This window comes from Aeromonas sp. EU05-FHT14A05 (genome assembly GCF_058791175.1).
Genome location: NZ_JBYTDH010000010.1, coordinates 152,521 through 169,922 on the forward strand (window position 1 = coordinate 152,521; position 17,402 = coordinate 169,922).

Below are 17,402 nucleotides of genomic sequence, written 5' to 3' on the forward strand. Positions count from 1 at the left end.
CCGTGCGTCATATTACTCCGATCTGGTCGCTTAGTGAACGTCGCGCCAGAATTCCTTCTTCAACAGCACAGTGAAGATGAAGAAGATTGCGATGAAACCGAGCACCCAGAAGCCCATGCGTTCGCGCTCCTGCTGCACCGGCTCAGCCGAGTAGACCAAGAAGTTTACCAGATCCAGTACCGTCTGATCATATTCTTCGTTGTTCATTTCACCATTGCCGTCGGATTTGATGCTGACGACTTGCTGCACCGGCTGTCCATCGACCTCGTGAGTTCCGAATTCGGCACGGGGTGTCCCCTGCAGCGGTTCCAGCACATGGGGCATGCCCACGGACGGGAAGACCGCATTGTTCACCCCGAACGGACGGGTTTCGTCCACATAGAAGGCACGCAGATAGGTGTAAATCCAGTCGGCGCCCCGCACCCTGGCCACCAGGGTCAGGTCCGGTGGCGGCGCCCCGAACCAGCGCGCCGCATCCTTCTCGGACATGGCGCTCTTCATCAGATCGCCAATCTTGGCACCGGTGAAGACCAGGTTCTCCCTCATCAGCTCTTCCGGGATGCCGATGTCGGCAGCCACCCGGTTATAACGCTGGTATTGGGTGGAGTGACAGCCGGCACAGTAGTTCATGAAGGTCGCCGCTCCCCGTTGCAGGGATGCCTTGTCACTCAGGTCGTACTCTGCCTTGTCGAGGGGGAAGCCACTGCCAGCCGCCAGTACAAGGCTGGGCAGCAGGGTCAGCACTGCAAAAATTATTCTTTTCATTTGAATGTCACCCTCTCCGGCAGCGGCTTGGTGCTCTCATTCTTGCTGTAGAAGAACAACAGGACGAAGAACCCGAAATACCCCAGTGAACAGATCTGTGCGAGCAGGGTCAGCGTCGGCGTCGATGGCAGGACGCCCAGCACACCCAGGATGACGAAGCAGACCACAAACTGGGCGATATTCAGCTTGTGCAGGGTGCTGCGGTAGCGCACCGAACGCACCTTGCAGCGATCCAGCCAGGGCAGCAGGAAGAGCACGACTATGGAGAGCCCCATCATGATGACCCCCAGCAGCTTGTCCGGCACAGCGCGCAAGATGGCGTAGAAGGGAGTGAAGTACCAGACCGGGGCTATGTGCTCCGGGGTCTTCAGCCCGTTCGCCACCTCGAAGTTCGGCTTCTCGAGGAAGTAGCCCCACATGTCGGGTTTGAAGAAGATGATGGCGCAGAACAGGAACAGGAAGCCCGCCACACCTATCATGTCCTTGACGGTGAAGTAAGGGTGGAACGCCACCGCATCCAGCGGCCAGCCTTTCTCATCCTTGTGCTTCTTGATGTCGATCCCATCCGGGTTGTTGGAGCCGACTTCGTGCAGCGCCAGGATGTGCATGGCCACCAGCATCACCAGCACCAGCGGCAGCGCGATGACGTGCAGCGCGAAGAAGCGGTTCAGGGTAGCCCCAGAGATGACATAGTCCCCCCGGATCCACAGGGTCAGATCGTCGCCTATGACAGGAATGGCGCCAAACAGCGAGATGATGACCTGAGCCCCCCAGAACGACATCTGTCCCCAGGGCAGCAGGTAACCCATGAAGGCTTCGGCCATCAGCACCAGGAAGATCAGCATGCCGAAGATCCACAGCAGCTCGCGCGGCTTCTGATAGGAGCCGTAGATCATGCCGCGAAACATGTGCAGATAGACCACAACGAAGAAGGCGGAGGCGCCGGTGGAGTGCATGTAGCGCAGCAGCCAGCCGTAGTCCACGTCCCGCATTATGTATTCCACGGAGGCAAAGGCACCCTCCGCCGACGGGTTGTAGTTCATGGTGAGCCAGATGCCGGTGATGATCTGGTTGACCAGCACCAACATGGCAAGGGAACCGAAGAAGTACCAGAAGTTCAGGTTCTTGGGAGCCGGATACTTGGCCATGTGGTCGTTGTACATGGCCGTGAGCGGGAAACGATCGTCAATCCAGCCCATGAGTTTGGCAAACATGGTCAGGCCTCCTTGCCATCGGCACCGACCAGAATGGTGGTGTCGCTAAGAAATTGGTATGGCGGAATGACCAGGTTCAGCGGTGCGGGCACGCCCTGGAACACTCGACCGGCCATGTCGAACTTGGAACCATGGCATGGGCAGAAGAAGCCGGAGGTCACCCCTTGCACCTGCTCGCCGAAGCTATCCGGCAGGTAGGAGGGGGAGCAACCCAGATGGGTACAGATACCGACCGCCACGAAGATCTCCGGCTTGATGGATCTGTAGCCGTTGTGGGCATAGTCCGGCTGCTGTGGCTCATCGGAGGCGGGATCGCGCAGTTTGTCATCGTGCGTGGCCAGGGCATCCAGGGTCTGCTTGGTGCGCTTCACCACCCAGACCGGCTTGCCGCGCCACTCGACGCGGATCAGCTGACCCGGCTCCAACTTGCTGATATCCACCTCTACCGGTGCCCCTGCCGCTTTGGCTTTGGCACTCGGATTCCATGACTTTATAAACGGCACTGCGGTAAAAGCAGCTCCTACTCCGCCAACGGCAACCGTTGACCAGGTAAGAAATCTGCGGCGACCGGTATCAACTGGCGCATTGCTCATCCAAAAACTCTCCCATGTGGACTCCGCTCATTCTTATAGTGTCCCCGTTTCCTATCTCCTCTCCCTCTGACAACTGCGGCGGAAGCGGAGTGGCAATTGACACAGAAAGACCATGGAAATTTTAAAGAAAAGATAACAATTTGACAAGAAAGAGAAGCGATGGGCAAAAACAATAAATACACAAATTTTTGTCTTTTGTGACGTATGGTTAGCATTGGCGTATGTAATATTACCAATAAAAAAAGCCTGGCACATGGCCAGGCTTTTTTGACACTCGTGAGAGTGCGTACCAAAAGCGAATTAACGCTTGGAGTACTGCGGACGCTTACGCGCTTTGTGCAGACCGACTTTCTTACGCTCAACCTTACGGGCATCGCGAGTAACAAAGCCTGCTTTACGCAGTTCGGAACGCAGGGTCTCGTCGTACTGCATCAGAGCACGAGTGATACCGTGGCGGATCGCACCAGCTTGACCGGAGATGCCACCACCGTTAACGGTGATGTACAGATCCAGTTTCTCGGTCATCTCAACCAGTTCCAGCGGCTGACGAACTACCATGCGGGCAGTCGGACGGCCGAAGTATTGCTCCAGGGAGCGCTGGTTGATTACGATTTTACCGCTACCCGCTTTGATAAAGACGCGAGCAGTGGAGCTTTTGCGACGGCCGGTACCGTAGTATTGATTTTCTGCCATGTTGCCAGTTCCCGTTAGATATCCAGTACTTGAGGTTGCTGAGCAGCATGAGCGTGCTCTGCGCCTGCGTAAACTTTCAGCTTACGGAACATGGCACGGCCCAGCGGACCCTTCGGCAGCATGCCCTTGACGGCAGCTTCGATTACCATTTCCGGCTTGCGCTGAATCAGCTTGTCAAAGCTGATGGACTTGATACCACCCGGGAAACCGGAGTGAGCGTGGTACATTTTGTCGGTAAATTTCTTACCGGTTACGTGTACCTTCTCAGCGTTTACAACGATGATGTAATCACCGGTGTCAACGTGCGGAGTGTATTCAGCTTTGTGCTTACCACGCAGACGAGCAGCGATCTCGGTTGCGATACGACCCAGAGTTTTACCTTCTGCGTCCACAATGTACCAGTCACGTTTTACGGTTTCTGGCTTGGCAACGAAAGTTTTCATTAAGTTAAACCCAATTACCTGTTACAGACCCAATTGCTTATGGGGGCTCTCCCACAAACAACAAACGATGGCCTACCTGTACCCCTTCGAATACAAGTAAAGCTTAAAGTGTTGCTGTCTTATCGACAGCTGTAACGTGGGCCGGGCGATTATAAGTGAAGTTGCCTTAAATATCACCTGCTAATTTCACTGCCATGAAGCTAGCAAATGTCGCCCGGCCCTACCTGCCGCAGATGCCCATCCGACTGGCAGGCGCGGTATTGTGACTAAGGAAGGTGCACTCTGGCAAGGTATTCGTGCGATTGCATTTCCTGGAGCCGTGAAAGACAGCGCTTGAATTCGAAATTCAGCAGACCATCGCCGTAGAGCGCGGTCATGGGCACCGCCGCCGACAGAATGAGTTTGACGTGCCGCTCATAGAACTCGTCCACCATGGCGATGAAACGGCGGGCCGCATCGTCCGTGCCTGTGCCCATGGGCTGCACATTGGCCAGCAGCACGGTGTGAAACTCCCGGGCCAGCTCTATGTAGTCCCCCTGGGATCGCGGGGTGCAGCAGAGCTGCTCGAACTCCATATAAAGTACCCCTTCCCCCACGCCCAGCGCGCTCAGCTGGCGATGGTTGATCTCCAGGGTCGTGGCCGTGATCTGCCCCAGCCCGGTCAGTTGTCCAAAGTAGCGGTCCAGGTTGGATTTTGCCTGCTGATCCAGCGGGAAGTGATAGATTTCCGCCTGCTCCAGGGTGCGCAGCCGGTAATCGACGCCACCATCCACATTGAGCACCTCGCAGTGGCGCTCGATCAATTCGATGGCCGGCAGGAAGCGGGCTCGCTGCAGCCCATTGCGATAGAGATCCCTGGGTGGAATGTTGGAAGTGGCCACCAACACCACCCCATGACCGAACAGCTCCAGGAACAATGTACCCAGCAGCATGGCATCCGTGATGTCGGAGACGAAAAACTCGTCAAAGCAGATGATGTCTGTCTCGCTGGCGAGCTTGCTGGCAATGAGCTTGAGCGGATCGGCCTGACCGGTCAGCCCCTTGAGTTCATCGTGCACCCGATGCATGAAGCGGTGGAAGTGGACGCGCAGTTTGCGCTCCCCCGGCAGGCTGTCGAAAAAAGTATCCATCAGCCAGGTCTTGCCTCTGCCCACTCCGCCCCACATATAGAGACCCAGGATGGGCTCGCGGGTTTTCGGCTTTTGCAGCCAGCCCAGCAGGCCACGGGATCTGGTCGGAGTCGGGCTGGCGCACAAATCCTGATAGAGTCGCTCCAGGCGGGCCACTGCCATCGCCTGGGCCGGGTCGGCCAAAAAGCCGGGACGCTGCAAATCCTGCTGGTATTTTTGCTGCGGGGTCATCCTGTAAACCGCCTCCAAGTCCCTGAATGAGGGACAAAATGGTATCACGCTCTCGGGGTGCACGGTATAGTGCCAACGAGGCATCGCGGTCAATCCGGCCGCCTCAAACTCATCGATTTAGCTGTAACAAGGAGCTTCTATGACTCTGTTAAACGGGATCCTGCTGGCGGTAGCCGCCCTGATCATCGGCGTGTTGATCGGCCGTTTCACTGTCCGCAGCCGGGATGCCGGGCGCCTGGAACAGGAGCTGAAAAAGGCTCACAAGGAGCTGGAAAGCTACCAGGGCCAGATCACCACCCACTTCGCCGACAGCGCCGCCCTGATGGAGCAGTTGGCCGATCAATATCAGACCCTCTATCGCCACATGGCCGAACAAAGCAAGTTCCTCGCCAAGGCGCAGGAGCCCTTGTTCCGCGAACCTCAGGTGGAAGAAGCAAACGCTGACTCCGCCAACGAGGAGCCGGGTCAGCCGCCCCGTGACTACGCCGGTGCGTCCGGCCTGCTCAAGCAGCCCGGTTAGCCTCTGGTGGAACTAATTACGCCTTATCGTGGTCAGACCTTGACGATTGCACTGCAACTTTTTCTGGGAGCTGTTTCTCATATGCGTAAATCTCTTTCTGTATTCAGTGTGTTAGCCCTCAGTGTCGGTATCGCCCTGTCAGCCGCGCCGGCACAAGCCGCCCTGCCCCTGATGGGCAACAACAGCCAGGAGATGCCGAGCCTGGCCCCCGTGCTCGAGCAGGTGACCCCTGCCGTGGTGAATATCTCCGTCTCTGGCAAGAAGATCACCCGCCAGCGCCTGCCGGAACAATTCCGCTTCTTCTTCGGCCCCAACATGCCCGATGAGCAGGTGAGCGAGCAGCCCTTCCAGGCGCTCGGTTCCGGCGTCATCATCGATGCCAAGAAGGGCTACGTGATCACCAACGCCCACGTGGTCCACGAGGCGGACGAGATCAAGGTCAACCTGAAAGACGGTCGCGAATACGCGGCCAAGAAGATAGGTGAAGACAAGCAGTCCGACATCGCCCTGCTGCAAATCAAGGCGGAGGACCTGGTGCAGATCAAGTTCGCCGACTCTGACGAGCTGCGGGTCGGTGACTATGCCCTGGCCATCGGCAACCCCTTCGGCCTGGGTCAGACCGTCACCTCGGGTATCGTCAGCGCCCTGGGTCGCAGCGGCCTCAATATCGAGAACCTGGAGAACTTCATCCAGACCGATGCGGCCATCAACTCGGGCAACTCGGGTGGTGCCCTGCTCAACCTGCGTGGGGAGCTGATCGGCATCAACACCGCCATCCTGGGCCCGAACGGCGGCAACATCGGCATCGGCTTCGCCATTCCCTCCAACATGGTGCGCGACCTGTCCGAGCAGATCGTGAAATACGGTGAAGTGCGCCGTGGCCAGTTGGGGATCACCGGCACAGAGCTGACCACGGATATCGCCAAGTCCTTCGGCTACAACAAGAAGGATGGTGCCTTCGTCAACCAGGTCATGCCTGACTCCGCCGCCGCCAAGGCGGGCATCAAGGCCGGCGACATCATCATCAGCATAGATGGCAAGCCCATCCGCTCGTTCGGTGAACTGCGCGCCAAGATCGCCACCATGGGCGCCGACAAGCAGGTTGCACTCGGCCTCATCCGTGATGGCAAGGAGCAGACCGTCAAGGTCACCCTGAAGAAGGCCGATGACAGCGAGATCCTCGCCAGCGCCCTGCACCCGGCACTGGAAGGGGCCAAGCTCAGCACCACCACGGATCCGGTGACCGGCGTGGCTGTGGCCGACATAGATCCGCGCTCCCCTGCCGCTGCCGCCGGTCTGCAGAAGGGCGACATCATCATCGGGGTCAACCGTCTGCGCATCAACTCCATGGATGAGCTGACCAAGGCCTTGAAGAACAAGCCGGAAGTCCTGGCGCTGAACATACAGCGCGGCGACTCCTCGCTCTATTTGGTGATCCGTTAAGTCCCTCACACCCGCGGCAACCGCCGCGGGTGATTTTTATCCACCGATAATGTTATTCTCTGCGCGCAGCATGTACGGACGAGAATGACATGAAAATCCCACCTTTGATCAGTTACTTGGGCAAGTCTGTCGGCTTTGGCCTCACCGTGGCTGCGCTCCTGTTGCTGCTGTTTCCCAGTTTTCGGGGCGGCGCCCCCCTGCCGGGCCTCATCACCAATGCCCGCGAACTGAGTTTCTCCTATGCCGCCCACCGCGCCGGCCCTGCCGTCGTCAACATCTACACCCGCAGTTTCGCCGGCAATCGCGGCGAGAAGGTGGAGCTGAGGCCACAGGGGCTGGGCTCAGGTGTCATCATGAACCAGCGCGGCCATGTGCTGACCAACTACCACGTCATCGCCGATGCGGACCAGATCATAGTCGCGCTGCAGGATGGCCGGGTATTCAGCGCCGAGCTGGTCGGCACCGACAAGCTGACCGATCTCGCCGTGCTCTACATAGAGTCGGACAACCTGCCGGTGATCCCGCAGGATCCCGAGCGCCTGCCCGACGTAGGCGACGTGGTCCTCGCCATCGGCAACCCCTACAACGTCGGCCAGACCATCACCCAGGGCATCATCAGTGCCACCGGCCGCATCGGTCTCTCCAGCATGGGGCCGGACAGCAACGGCCGGCAGGATCTGCTGCAGACAGATGCCGCCATCAACGAGGGCAACTCGGGAGGCGCCCTGGTCAATGGCCGTGGCGACCTGGTGGGCATCAATACCGCCGCCTATCACCTCAACGGCAATCAGGAGAGCTACGGCATCAGCTTCGCCATCCCCTACAAGCTGGCCAAGCGGATCATGGACGAGCTGATCGCCAATGGCCGGGTCATTCGCGGCTACCTCGGCATCTCCAGCGTCGAGATCAACCCCATAGTCGCGCGCATGATGAATCTCGGGGATCTGCAGGGTCTGGTGGTGGAGAGCCTGGATCCCGATGGACCCGCCACCAAGGCCGGCCTCAGGCGCGGGGATGTGCTGCTCAAGATCAACGGCGAGGCCATCAGCGGCGTGCGCCCCGTGATGGACAAGATCGTCGAGAGCCGCCCCGGCACCAAGCTGCGCATCTCGGTGATCCGCAATGGCAAGCCCCTGGATGTCGACGTCATCATAGAGGAAGACGTGCGCTACCAGAATCTGCCCACCAGCAGTGCATCACCCGCCAGCTGACGGCAAGGGAGTCTATAGAGGGGCCATCAGGGCCCCTTTTTCGTGCCTCCCTCTCTTGCCACCCTTCCCTGGCGTGAGATGACTCACAGTTTCCACCGGCGCCCTACCAGGCGGCTGTGGGGTGAAACTGTGGTCCCGCTCACACAGCGCCGGGGCTAATCCCTCCTTTTCCGCCTGGCTGCCACAAATTCGGCCTCTTTCGGGGCTTCTTGCCCGGGATTTCCATTTCGAATCGGAAAAACAGTGCCTCCTCCTGCCCTCTTCCCCGCCTTAAGGTAATCCCATCCTTTCTGCCAGCCTTGGAGAGCAGACCTTGACTACCGACACTCATGACACCGCCCTGACCCCGAACAGCCCGGCGTTGCTGCGCAAAACAGATCTCACTCTGGCGCGCATCCACAGCCTGCTGGCGGATCAGGGCATCATCCCCAACGAGGTGCAGAAGCAGATGCTCGCCTCCCACGTCAAGGCCATGGTGTGGCGCTCCCACAGCGGTGAAGCCCTGCCCGAGGTCGACCTCGGCCTGTTCGAGGAGATCTCCCCCCTCTCCCTGCGCCTCGCCGAACAGGTGGTCGGCTGGCTGGACAGGCTGGCCTATGAAGAGGCCCACCTCTTGTCCGTCCATTTCGAAGTTGCCAAAGAAAATGAACTCAGCTCAGTCAAAGGAGAAATCTAAATGTCAGCCATCAAACTCGTGATTGGAGATCGTCTCGGCAAGGGTCAGAAAGTGGGAGCTGGGGCCGAAGCCGCCGGCGCCAGCGTGACCATCATCCCCGGCATGGCCGCCGACATGAAGCTCGGTGATGTGATGAACAAGGAGCAGGCGGATCTCGGCATCTCCTTCTGCGGCAGCGGCGGCGCCGGCGCCATCACCGCCCAGACCAAGTACGGCTACAAGTGCCGCTACGGCATGCGTTCCGTCGAGGAGGGTGTGACCGCCATCAACGAAGGCTGCGTGGTACTGGGCTTCGGCTTCATGGACAAGGAAGAGCTGGGCCAGAAGCTGGTCGAAGCCTTCGCCAAGAAACACGGACGCGCCTGATGAAAGAGGACTTCACCACCCAGGTCATGGTCAACGGCAAGGGGGCGACCCGCCAGCAGGCGTTTGCCGCCGCCCTCGGTCAGGTGCAATCCAGCCTGCTCAAGGACAACCCCAGGGTGATGCTGCGCATCGAGCCACTCGAGGTCAGGGTCATCAAGGCCGAGGAGTCGGTGCGGGTGGAGAAGTTCCTGTTCTTCTTCCTGCCGCGCCAGCGCCGCGAGTTCAGGGTCCAGCTGGAGATCAGGGTCAAGGTCAGCAGCCTGGATGTCGACAAGGTGGATTTCACCAGGGCGTAACCCCACAACCAAAAGGACATGTTGGATGTTTCTAATCATTTTGATGAAGTCACTCATCATCGGCGGCCTGGTGGGCGTCGGTGTGGGAGCCGGCGCGGCACGGATGTTCCACGCCCCGACTGTACAGGGCATGGGCGCCTTCCGCACCCTGGGTGAGCTCAACTCCTGCGAAGGGGATCCCGCCTCACACTTCTCGTTCGGTCTTGGCTTCTTCTTCAACGCCTGGGCCTCCACGGTCGCGGCGGGCGCCTTCACCCAGGACGTGGATCACCGCATCATCCCGCACTGGGCCACGGCGGCACTGCTGTTCAAGAACCGGGATCTCGCCACTACCTTGCACGACCCGAAGAAGATGGCCATCGCCGGCGGCATCATAGGTGCCATCGTCGTCGCCTTCCTCAACAGCACGGCGGCGGCCGTACCCGAGGCCCTGCAGGTCACTGCGGTCAAGGTGCTGGTGCCAGCGGCAAACCTGCTGGTCAACACCGTCATGCCGGTGATCTTCTGGCTGGCCGCCATAGAGGCGGGCAAGAAGTCCGGCTTCTGGGCCACCATCTTCGGCGGTCTGGCGCAGCTCATCATGGGCAACGCCGTCCCCGGCCTGGTGCTTGGCATCCTGATCGGCAAGGGAGTGGAAGAGAGCGGCTGGAACCATGTCACTCGCGTGATGATGGCCGCCATAGTGCTGCTGTTCGTGCTGAGCGGCTTCTTCCGCGGCTTCGACATGAAACTGATTGAGTCCTTCCACCTGGGCATTCCCCTGTGGCTGGAGAACGTCCATAACCTGCTTAGCGGCAAATAAGGGGCCACCACATGGATGAGAAACTGAGAAACAACTTCTGGTACGCCGACTGGTCCTTCCCCATCTTCGTCGGCCTGCTGTCGGCCGGGGTTTTTGCCGGGACCCACATGTTCTACCTGTACGGGGTCGGCGCCTTCAACGAGGTGGCCTTCGTCGCCATGCTGAAAGCCGGGATGGACACAGGCGCCTACGGCGCGGTCGCGGCCTTCGGTGCCAGCTTCCTGTTTGCCCGCATCATAGAGGGCTCCCTGGTGGGGATCCTGGATATCGGCGGCGCCATCCAGACCGGCGTCGGCCTGGGGGTGCCCGCCCTGCTGCTGGGTGCTGGCATCGTCTACCCGGTGGAGAACTTCGGCGCCTCCCTGGTCACCGGCATGGCCATAGGGCTGGCCATCGGCTACGTGATCATCCTGGCGCGCAAGTTCACCATCAACCAGAGCAACTCCACCTACGGGGCGGACGTGATGATGGGGGCTGGCAACAGCTCGGGCCGCTTCCTCGGCCCCCTGATCATCCTCTCCGCCATGGGGGCCTCCATCCCCATAGGCCTGGGTTCCCTGGCGGGGGCGTTGCTGTTCTACATCTGGGAGAAGCCCATCACAGGTGGCGCCATCCTGGGTGCCATGCTGCTCGGTACCTTCTTCCCGGTTGCGCTTGCATAACCATCCGCCGCCCTGCGGGGCGGCGCTCCAGAGGCCATCAGCATGTACGACATCATCATCAGAGCGGGACGCCAGGGAGATGGCCAGCTCATCGACATCGCCATCCAGGACGGCAAGATAGCGGCGCTGGGTGCACTGCCAGAGAGCGCCGAGGCGAAGCAAACCCTCACTCTGGCCGGGCAGGTTCATGTGAGCGCAGGCTGGATTGACGGCCACACCCACTGCTACCCCGCCTCCCCCATCTATCAGGATGAGCCGGACAAGGTGGGCGTCGAGTCCGGTGTCACCACCGTCATCGATGCGGGCAGCACGGGGGCCGACGATGTGGACGACTTCCAGCGCCTCGCCGCTGGCTGCAAGACCCGGGTCCACGCCCTGCTCAACATCTCCCGCATCGGCCTGCTGCGCCAGAACGAGCTGGCTGACCCCGCCGACATTGATCCCGCTCTCGCCCGGGCTGCCATTCGCCGCCACCCCTCCTTCATCGTCGGCATCAAGGCCCGGATGAGCGGCAGCGTGGTGGGCGAGAACGGCCTGCAGCCCCTGCGCATGGCCAAGCAGATCCAGCGGCAAAATGGCCAGTTGCCGCTCATGGTGCACGTGGGCAACACGCCGCCGGATCTCGACGAGATAGTCGCCCTGCTGGGAGATGGCGATCTGCTGACCCACTGCTTCAACGGCAAGCCCAACCGCATCCTGACCCCGGCAGGCGAACTGCGCCTGGCGGTACGCGAGGCGATGAAGCGGGGGCTCTTGCTCGACATCGGCCACGGTGGCGCCAGCTTCAGCTTCGAGGTGGCGGAGGCCGCCATCCGGCAAGGGATACAGCCTCACACCATCAGCTCGGATATCTACTGCAAGAACCGCATCAAGGGCCCCGTCTACAGCCTGGCCCACGTGATGTCGAAGTTTCTCGCCATCGGCATGACCCTGGAGCAGGTGCTTGCCTGCGTCACCCACCAGGCCGCCGATGCCCTGCGCCTGCCCGGCAAGGGCCGGCTCGAGGTGGGCGCAGATGCCGATCTGACTCTGTTCGAGGTGAGCTGCGGCCCCACTCTCTTTACCGATACCGAAGCCGGTGCCCGCAGCGGCGACCGGCAACTGCATCCCCTCGCCGCCCTGGTCGGCGGTGACCTGGTTCTCACTCAATATGGACAATCCCACCATGCCTTCCGTGTATGAGAAATATCGGCTCAAACCCGTGATCAACGCCTCCGGGCGCATGACCATCCTCGGTGTCTCCACCCCTGAGCAGGAGGTGGTCGATGCGGTCAACTTCGGCCTGGGCCACTACTTCGAGGTCAAGGATCTGGTCAACAAGACAGGTGCCTACCTGGCCAATCTGCTCGGCGTGGAAGACGCAGTCGTGGTCTCCTGCGCCAGTGCCGGCATCGCCCAGTCGGTGGCCGCCGTCATAGTGCGCGGCGATCCCTACCGGCTGGAGCAGTTGCATGCCCATGCCCATGCCGTGCCAAGCGAAATCGTGCTGCCCAAGGGTCACAACGTGAACTTCGGAGCGCCGGTCGGCACCATGGTCAATCTGGGGGGCGGCAAGGTGGTGGAAGCAGGCTATGCCAACGAGTGCTCCCCCGCCCAGCTGGCTGCCGTCATCAATGCCAATACCGCCGCCATCCTCTACATCAAGTCCCACCACTGCGTGCAGAAGAGCATTCTGTCGGTGGCCGAAGCGGCCGAGGTGGCCAGAGCCCACGGGCTCCCGCTCATCGTCGATGCGGCGGCGGAAGAGGATCTGCGCCTCTATTACAACCAGGGCGCCGATCTCGTCATCTACAGCGGCGCCAAGGCCATCGAAGGGCCCACCAGCGGGCTGGTGCTCGGCAAGCGTCAGTATGTGGAGTGGGTCAAGCAGCAGGCCAACGGCATAGGCCGCGCCATGAAGGTGGGCAAGGAGGGGATCCTCGGCCTGACCCACGCCATAGAGCGCTACCTGGAGAAAGAGCAGGAGAGCGGCGCCGCCATGGCTACCAAGATGGCGTCCTTCATCGAGCGCCTCAACCTGCTGCCCGGCGTCACCGCCCGGGTGGTGTGGGACAGCGCCGGGCGCGACATAGCCCGCACCGACATCGCCTTCGACCACGCTCAGATCGGCATGACCACGGTGCAACTGGTGGCCCGTCTGCAGCAGGGTAATCCGGCCATCTACTGCCGCGGCTACAAGGCCAACGAGGGGCACATCGAGATCGACGTGCGCAGCGTCAGCCCGGCCCAGCTCGACCAGATCCATGCCGCCATTGCCAACCTCGTTCAGGAGAATCGCTGATGTCCCTTGTTCCCAACTACTACCGTGATCGCGTCTGTCTCGATGTATTAGCGGGTTCCAAACAGCATGCCGTCGTCCAAAACCATATCTAATTCAGGAGGATCACTGATGTCCCTTGCTCCCAACTACTACCGTGATCGCGTCTGCCTCAACGTACTGGCAGGTTCCAGACAGAATGCCGTCGACATCTATGAGGCGGCCGAGGGGCACGTGCTGGTCGGCGTGCTCTCGAAAAACTATCCGGATGTGCCCTCCGCCGTCGCCGACATGGGGGAGTACGCCAGGCTTATCGACAACGCCCTCTCCATCGGGCTGGGGGCCGGCGATCCCCGCCAGTCCGCCATGGTGGCCGAGCTGGCTCGCCAGCTGCAGCCCCAGCACGTCAACCAGGTGTTCACCGGGGTGGGCCCCAGCCGGGCTCTGCTGGGCCAGCCTGAAACCATCGTCAATGGCCTTGTCTCTCCCACCGGCACGCCGGGGATGGTGAAGATCTCCACCGGCCCCCTGAGTAGCCAGCAGCCGGACGGGATTGTGCCCATCGACACCGCCATCGCCCTGCTCAAGGACATGGGTGGCAGCTCGGTCAAGTTCTTCCCCATGGGAGGCCTGGCCTGCCGCGACGAGTATCAGGCGGTGGCCGAGGCCTGTGCTCGTCACGGCTTCTGGCTGGAGCCCACCGGCGGCATCGATCTCGACAACTTCGAGGAGATAGTGCGCATCGCGCTGGAGGCCGGGGTCGAGAAGGTGATCCCCCACGTCTACAGCTCCATCATCGACAGCGGGAGCGGCCAGACCCGCCCCGAGGATGTGCGTACCCTGCTCGCCACGGTGAAGTCTCTGCTGGCATAACGACACCCGCAGGCACCGGTCCGATCACTGGCCGGTGTCTGGCTTGTTGATGACCCCCTTGTTAACATCGACCCTTTATTTCGCAACAGGAGTCTTGCCTCACCCCATGATCAAGCTGCCCCACCCCAGGCTCCATCAACTGCTGACCCAGCTCCATGCCGAGCCGCTGCCCCAGGAGGAGCTGGCCCGTCGCCTCAATGTCTCCACCCGCACAGTGCGCACCGACGTGGCGACCCTCAACGAATTGATCGCCACCCAGGGCGCCCACCTGATCCACCAGCGCGGCACCGGCTATCAGCTCAAGATTTACAATCAGGGGCTGTTTGATGCGCTGCTGGCAGCACAGGAGCAGGAGAGCAGCCTGCCGCGCACCAGTCGCGAGCGGGTGCTGCATCTGCAGATCCTGCTGCTGACGGCGGAGCAGGGGATCAAGCTCGATGAGCTGGCGGATACCTGGTATCTGAGCCGGGCGGCCCTGCAGGGAGACATGGCACAGGTGAGGGAGCGGCTCGCCCACTTCGGGCTCACCATAGAGAGCAAGCCACGGCTGGGCATGCGCATCCAGGGGAGCGAGACGGCGATCCGTGCCTGCCTGACCCAGCTGCTGTGCCAGGAGCTGCTGAACAACCACCCGCTGCAGAGCCTGCTGCCCACCCTCTGCCCCAGCAAGACCCTGGAAGTGGTGGGCAACCATATTCACGATCAGCTCGGCCGCCATCAGTTGCGCCTCGCCGACGAGAGCCTGCAACAGCTCGCCATCTATTGCGCCGTCGCCCTGCTGCGTCAGGCGGCGGGCCACGAACTGCGCGAGTTTGCCAGCGACGACATCACCCAGACCCTGGCCGCGGTGGCCCGCGACATCTATGGCGAGCTGCCGACCCTGACCCCGCCTGGGGAGGAGGAGATCGCCTGCCTCGCCATCCAGATCCAGGCCCGCCTCACTGCCGATACCCCCCAGCTCAGCCCGGCCATGGCCGCCGAAAGCGAGCAGCTGGTGGAGCATCTGCTGACCTACATCCACCAGCACTACCCCTACGACCTGCGCGCCGACCCGCAGTTGCGGGCCGATCTGCAGACCCACATCAGCGCCATGCTGCTGCGGGTCAAATACCAGATAGGCAGCCACAACCCGCTGGCGGACCACATCAAGCAGTACTATCCCCTCGCCTACGACATCACCCTGGCCGCCATCTCGGAGTGGATAAGGCAGACCCCCTACCGGCTGACCCATCACGAGATCGGCTATCTGGTGATCCATATCGGGGTCGGCCTGGAGCGCCACCATGACATCGGCTACACCCGTCGTCCCCAGGCCATGCTCCTGTGCGATGCGGGCAACGCCACCTTCCGGGTACTGGAGGCGCGCATCCGGCGGGAGTACCCCCAGCTGCAGCTGACCAGCCTGGAATCGGTACGGGATTACGAGGGACTGGCGCACATCGAGCAGGACTTTGTCATCAGCACCGTCAAGGTGAGCGAGAAGAACGCCCCCGTGGTGCAGGTCGCTCCCTTCCCGACCCAATACCAGCTGGAGCAGCTCGGCAAGCTGGTGCTGATCGACCGCACCCGCCCCTACCTGCTGGACAAGTACTTCGATGCCGACCACTTCATGGTGGTCACAGAGCCGCTCAGCCAGGCGCAGCTGTTTGGCCGCATCTGTGACCAGCTGGAGTCCGAGCAGCTGGTAGAGCCGGGCTTCAGGGGGTCGTTGCACGAGCGGGAGCGCATCGTCTCCACCATGCTGGGAGAGGGCATAGCCCTGCCCCACTCCCTCGGCCTGCTGGCCCGCCGCACCCTGGTCTATACCGTGCTGGCCCCTCAGGGTATCGATTGGGGCAATGGCGAGACCGCCACCCTCGTCTTCGTGCTCGCCATCAGCAAGGCGGACTACGAGGAGGCGATGGGGCTCTACGATCTGTTTCTGGCGCTGATGAACGAAAAAGCCAGCAGGAATCTGCTGGCTTGTCGGGACTTTTACGACTTCAAGGCGCTGGCGCGCGCTGGCTCATGACGGCGGAGGAGGCGTCGCTCACTCCTCGTTGAAGCCCGAGGTGAACAGCGCCACCACGGCGGCCAGGGCCTCCACCTCTTCGGGGCCCTCCACCTGCACCTCCACCTGCTTACCCTGGGCAGAGTCCAGCATCAGCAGGCCGATCACGCTGTCCGCATCGGCCTCGATGCCGTCCTCGTTGCGCAGCAGCACATGGGCATCGAACCCCTGCACCAGCTCGAACAGCATCATGGCCGGTCTGGCATGGATTCCCAGCTTGTTTTTGACTTCTACCGAGGCGGAAACTGTCATCTGAACATCCTGTGGGTCTGTCAGGCTTGGGTGGAGCGCTTGTCCAGCGTGCGGTGACGGATCTGCACGTTCTTGCCAAGCAGTCGGAAGGTGCTGGCCAGCCGCTCGGCGATGAACACCGAACGGTGCTGTCCGCCGGTACAACCTATGCCGACGGTCACATAGCTGCGATTGTTGCGCTCCAGGTGGGGCAACCAGGTCACCAGCATGTTCTCTATCTGCTGGATGAACAGCATCACGTCCGCCTGGGCCGAGAGGTAGTTGGCCACGGGCTCATCCTGACCGGTAAACGGCTTGAGCTCCGGGATCCAGTGGGGGTTGGGCAGGAAACGGGCATCGAACACGAAGTCCGCATCCTTGGGGATGCCGTATTTGAAGCCGAACGACTCGAACACCAGCACCAGCTCGTTCTCTTTCTTGCCGAGCACCCGGGTCTTGATGAGCTCGCTGAGGTCATGAATGCTGAGGTTGGTGGTATCGATGCGCAGATCGGCGGTCGAGGAGAGGGGCGCCAGCAGGTGGGTCTCTTCCCGGATCGCCTCATCCAGCGACAGCTGTTTGCGGGACAGGGGGTGCAGCCGGCGGCTCTCGCCATAGCGCTTGAGCAGGGTCCCGTTGTCTGCATCGAAGAAGAAGCTGGAGAACTCCACCCGCCCCTCGTTGCGCACCTGGGTCAGCAGGTTGTCCAGCTTGTCTGGCTGGGTCGGCAGGTTGCGCACGTCTATGCTGACCGCCAGCTTGTCATACTGGCTCTCCACCGAGACGATCAGCTGGGGCAGCAGGTTGACCGGCAGGTTATCCACGCAGTAGTAACCCAGATCCTCCAGCACCCTCAGGGCCACCGTCTTGCCGGAGCCCGAACGACCGCTTACCACTATTAACTGCATCTTGTCCCCTCACGCCAACGTGGCGGTGTCAGACCCGG

At 61.2% G+C, this 17,402-nt stretch carries 20 protein-coding genes and 1 pseudogene; 13 read left to right on the plus strand and 8 right to left on the minus strand.

From position 1 onward, the window contains the following. Window positions 1-30: 30 nt before the first annotated feature. From AC3WR3_RS15155 to zapE, 6 genes are all read right to left on the minus strand, one after another. On the minus strand, window positions 31-765 hold the full coding sequence (locus AC3WR3_RS15155; protein ID WP_265436450.1) for a cytochrome c1: 735 nt from the start codon (window positions 763-765) through the stop codon (window positions 31-33). Further along, window positions 762-1,979 carry a cytochrome b gene (locus AC3WR3_RS15160; protein WP_139438882.1) on the minus strand — a complete coding sequence of 406 codons (1,218 nt, stop codon included), beginning with the start codon at window positions 1,977-1,979 and terminating at the stop codon, window positions 762-764. Before AC3WR3_RS15160 ends, AC3WR3_RS15155 begins: the two co-directional genes overlap by 4 nt. A 2-nt stretch (window positions 1,980-1,981) precedes the next feature. Next, window positions 1,982-2,572: a ubiquinol-cytochrome c reductase iron-sulfur subunit gene (gene petA, locus AC3WR3_RS15165; RefSeq protein WP_025328515.1), complete on the minus strand. Its 591-nt coding sequence runs from the start codon at window positions 2,570-2,572 to the stop codon at window positions 1,982-1,984. A 300-nt stretch (window positions 2,573-2,872) separates the two neighbouring features. Next, a complete protein-coding gene (rpsI, locus tag AC3WR3_RS15170) occupies window positions 2,873-3,265 on the minus strand; it encodes a 30S ribosomal protein S9 (protein WP_005336286.1) in 393 nt (130 codons plus the stop codon). Between the two features lie 14 nt (window positions 3,266-3,279). Next, a complete protein-coding gene (rplM, locus tag AC3WR3_RS15175; RefSeq protein WP_005336289.1) occupies window positions 3,280-3,708 on the minus strand; it encodes a 50S ribosomal protein L13 in 429 nt (142 codons plus the stop codon). 266 nt (window positions 3,709-3,974) lie between these two features. Then, the gene (gene zapE, locus AC3WR3_RS15180; RefSeq protein WP_492292228.1) at window positions 3,975-5,069 is read right to left on the minus strand and encodes a cell division protein ZapE; all 1,095 of its coding nucleotides are present in this window, start codon (window positions 5,067-5,069) and stop codon (window positions 3,975-3,977) included. 139 nt (window positions 5,070-5,208) lie between these two features. Between zapE and AC3WR3_RS15185 the strand changes: the two genes are divergently transcribed. From AC3WR3_RS15185 to AC3WR3_RS15245, 13 genes and pseudogenes are all read left to right on the plus strand, one after another. Then, window positions 5,209-5,589: a Z-ring associated ZapG family protein gene (locus AC3WR3_RS15185; protein ID WP_139438885.1), complete on the plus strand. Its 381-nt coding sequence runs from the start codon at window positions 5,209-5,211 to the stop codon at window positions 5,587-5,589. Window positions 5,590-5,670: 81 nt separating this feature from the next. Further along, on the plus strand, window positions 5,671-7,032 hold the full coding sequence (locus tag AC3WR3_RS15190) for a Do family serine endopeptidase (protein WP_182787435.1): 1,362 nt from the start codon (window positions 5,671-5,673) through the stop codon (window positions 7,030-7,032). Window positions 7,033-7,121: 89 nt separating this feature from the next. After that, window positions 7,122-8,243 carry an outer membrane-stress sensor serine endopeptidase DegS gene (gene degS / locus AC3WR3_RS15195; RefSeq protein WP_139438890.1) on the plus strand — a complete coding sequence of 374 codons (1,122 nt, stop codon included), beginning with the start codon at window positions 7,122-7,124 and terminating at the stop codon, window positions 8,241-8,243. Between the two features lie 313 nt (window positions 8,244-8,556). Next, window positions 8,557-8,919, plus strand: coding sequence for a transcriptional regulator (locus AC3WR3_RS15200; RefSeq protein ID WP_202047354.1), 363 nt, complete (start codon window positions 8,557-8,559; stop codon window positions 8,917-8,919). Beyond that, complete coding sequence (locus tag AC3WR3_RS15205) at window positions 8,920-9,285, plus strand: SFCGS family glycine-rich protein (protein ID WP_202047355.1); 366 nt, start codon at window positions 8,920-8,922, stop codon at window positions 9,283-9,285. Continuing rightward, window positions 9,285-9,581: a DUF4312 family protein gene (locus AC3WR3_RS15210; RefSeq protein ID WP_139438896.1), complete on the plus strand. Its 297-nt coding sequence runs from the start codon at window positions 9,285-9,287 to the stop codon at window positions 9,579-9,581. Before AC3WR3_RS15205 ends, AC3WR3_RS15210 begins: the two co-directional genes overlap by 1 nt. Window positions 9,582-9,606: 25 nt before the next feature. Then, a complete protein-coding gene (locus tag AC3WR3_RS15215) occupies window positions 9,607-10,383 on the plus strand; it encodes a DUF4311 domain-containing protein (RefSeq protein ID WP_429109283.1) in 777 nt (258 codons plus the stop codon). An 11-nt stretch (window positions 10,384-10,394) separates the two neighbouring features. Beyond that, window positions 10,395-11,045, plus strand: a complete 651-nt coding sequence (locus AC3WR3_RS15220) for a DUF4310 family protein (RefSeq protein WP_025328524.1) — start codon at window positions 10,395-10,397, stop codon at window positions 11,043-11,045. A 42-nt stretch (window positions 11,046-11,087) separates the two neighbouring features. Further along, on the plus strand, window positions 11,088-12,227 hold the full coding sequence (locus tag AC3WR3_RS15225) for an amidohydrolase/deacetylase family metallohydrolase (RefSeq protein ID WP_492292229.1): 1,140 nt from the start codon (window positions 11,088-11,090) through the stop codon (window positions 12,225-12,227). Further along, window positions 12,211-13,326: a DgaE family pyridoxal phosphate-dependent ammonia lyase gene (locus AC3WR3_RS15230; protein ID WP_492292230.1), complete on the plus strand. Its 1,116-nt coding sequence runs from the start codon at window positions 12,211-12,213 to the stop codon at window positions 13,324-13,326. The genes AC3WR3_RS15225 and AC3WR3_RS15230 overlap by 17 nt, the downstream gene beginning before the upstream one ends. After that, window positions 13,326-13,400: pseudogene (locus AC3WR3_RS15235) on the plus strand (2-dehydro-3-deoxy-phosphogluconate aldolase); the annotation flags it as partial. The gene AC3WR3_RS15230 and the pseudogene AC3WR3_RS15235, both read left to right, overlap by 1 nt. 34 nt (window positions 13,401-13,434) lie before the next feature. Further along, window positions 13,435-14,175: a 2-dehydro-3-deoxy-phosphogluconate aldolase gene (gene dagF / locus AC3WR3_RS15240; protein ID WP_492292231.1), complete on the plus strand. Its 741-nt coding sequence runs from the start codon at window positions 13,435-13,437 to the stop codon at window positions 14,173-14,175. A gap of 106 nt (window positions 14,176-14,281) precedes the next feature. After that, window positions 14,282-16,186, plus strand: a complete 1,905-nt coding sequence (locus AC3WR3_RS15245; RefSeq protein ID WP_319917332.1) for a BglG family transcription antiterminator — start codon at window positions 14,282-14,284, stop codon at window positions 16,184-16,186. 18 nt (window positions 16,187-16,204) lie between these two features. On the opposite strand, the gene npr is transcribed toward AC3WR3_RS15245, so the two are convergent. Beyond that, complete coding sequence (npr, locus tag AC3WR3_RS15250; RefSeq protein ID WP_005331359.1) at window positions 16,205-16,477, minus strand: PTS phosphocarrier protein NPr; 273 nt, start codon at window positions 16,475-16,477, stop codon at window positions 16,205-16,207. Window positions 16,478-16,497: 20 nt separating this feature from the next. Beyond that, entirely contained in the window at window positions 16,498-17,364 is an 867-nt protein-coding gene (gene rapZ / locus AC3WR3_RS15255) for an RNase adapter RapZ (RefSeq protein WP_139438909.1), read from the minus strand. Window positions 17,365-17,402: the final 38 nt, after the last annotated feature.

What these genes read in the sequence shown, in the direction of transcription:
- AC3WR3_RS15155 (WP_265436450.1), bottom strand. Translation starts at nt 765, where the DNA reads ATGAAAAGAATAATTTTTGCAGTGCTGACCCTGCTGCCCAGCCTTGTA.
- AC3WR3_RS15160 (WP_139438882.1), bottom strand. Translation starts at nt 1,979, where the DNA reads ATGTTTGCCAAACTCATGGGCTGGATTGACGATCGTTTCCCGCTCACG.
- petA (WP_025328515.1), bottom strand. Translation starts at nt 2,572, where the DNA reads ATGAGCAATGCGCCAGTTGATACCGGTCGCCGCAGATTTCTTACCTGG.
- rpsI (WP_005336286.1), bottom strand. Translation starts at nt 3,265, where the DNA reads ATGGCAGAAAATCAATACTACGGTACCGGCCGTCGCAAAAGCTCCACT.
- rplM (WP_005336289.1), bottom strand. Translation starts at nt 3,708, where the DNA reads ATGAAAACTTTCGTTGCCAAGCCAGAAACCGTAAAACGTGACTGGTAC.
- zapE (WP_492292228.1), bottom strand. Translation starts at nt 5,069, where the DNA reads ATGACCCCGCAGCAAAAATACCAGCAGGATTTGCAGCGTCCCGGCTTT.
- AC3WR3_RS15185 (WP_139438885.1), top strand. Translation starts at nt 5,209, where the DNA reads ATGACTCTGTTAAACGGGATCCTGCTGGCGGTAGCCGCCCTGATCATC.
- AC3WR3_RS15190 (WP_182787435.1), top strand. Translation starts at nt 5,671, where the DNA reads ATGCGTAAATCTCTTTCTGTATTCAGTGTGTTAGCCCTCAGTGTCGGT.
- degS (WP_139438890.1), top strand. Translation starts at nt 7,122, where the DNA reads ATGAAAATCCCACCTTTGATCAGTTACTTGGGCAAGTCTGTCGGCTTT.
- AC3WR3_RS15205 (WP_202047355.1), top strand. Translation starts at nt 8,920, where the DNA reads ATGTCAGCCATCAAACTCGTGATTGGAGATCGTCTCGGCAAGGGTCAG.
- AC3WR3_RS15210 (WP_139438896.1), top strand. Translation starts at nt 9,285, where the DNA reads ATGAAAGAGGACTTCACCACCCAGGTCATGGTCAACGGCAAGGGGGCG.
- AC3WR3_RS15215 (WP_429109283.1), top strand. Translation starts at nt 9,607, where the DNA reads ATGTTTCTAATCATTTTGATGAAGTCACTCATCATCGGCGGCCTGGTG.
- AC3WR3_RS15220 (WP_025328524.1), top strand. Translation starts at nt 10,395, where the DNA reads ATGGATGAGAAACTGAGAAACAACTTCTGGTACGCCGACTGGTCCTTC.
- AC3WR3_RS15225 (WP_492292229.1), top strand. Translation starts at nt 11,088, where the DNA reads ATGTACGACATCATCATCAGAGCGGGACGCCAGGGAGATGGCCAGCTC.
- AC3WR3_RS15230 (WP_492292230.1), top strand. Translation starts at nt 12,211, where the DNA reads ATGCCTTCCGTGTATGAGAAATATCGGCTCAAACCCGTGATCAACGCC.
- dagF (WP_492292231.1), top strand. Translation starts at nt 13,435, where the DNA reads ATGTCCCTTGCTCCCAACTACTACCGTGATCGCGTCTGCCTCAACGTA.
- AC3WR3_RS15245 (WP_319917332.1), top strand. Translation starts at nt 14,282, where the DNA reads ATGATCAAGCTGCCCCACCCCAGGCTCCATCAACTGCTGACCCAGCTC.
- npr (WP_005331359.1), bottom strand. Translation starts at nt 16,477, where the DNA reads ATGACAGTTTCCGCCTCGGTAGAAGTCAAAAACAAGCTGGGAATCCAT.
- rapZ (WP_139438909.1), bottom strand. Translation starts at nt 17,364, where the DNA reads ATGCAGTTAATAGTGGTAAGCGGTCGTTCGGGCTCCGGCAAGACGGTG.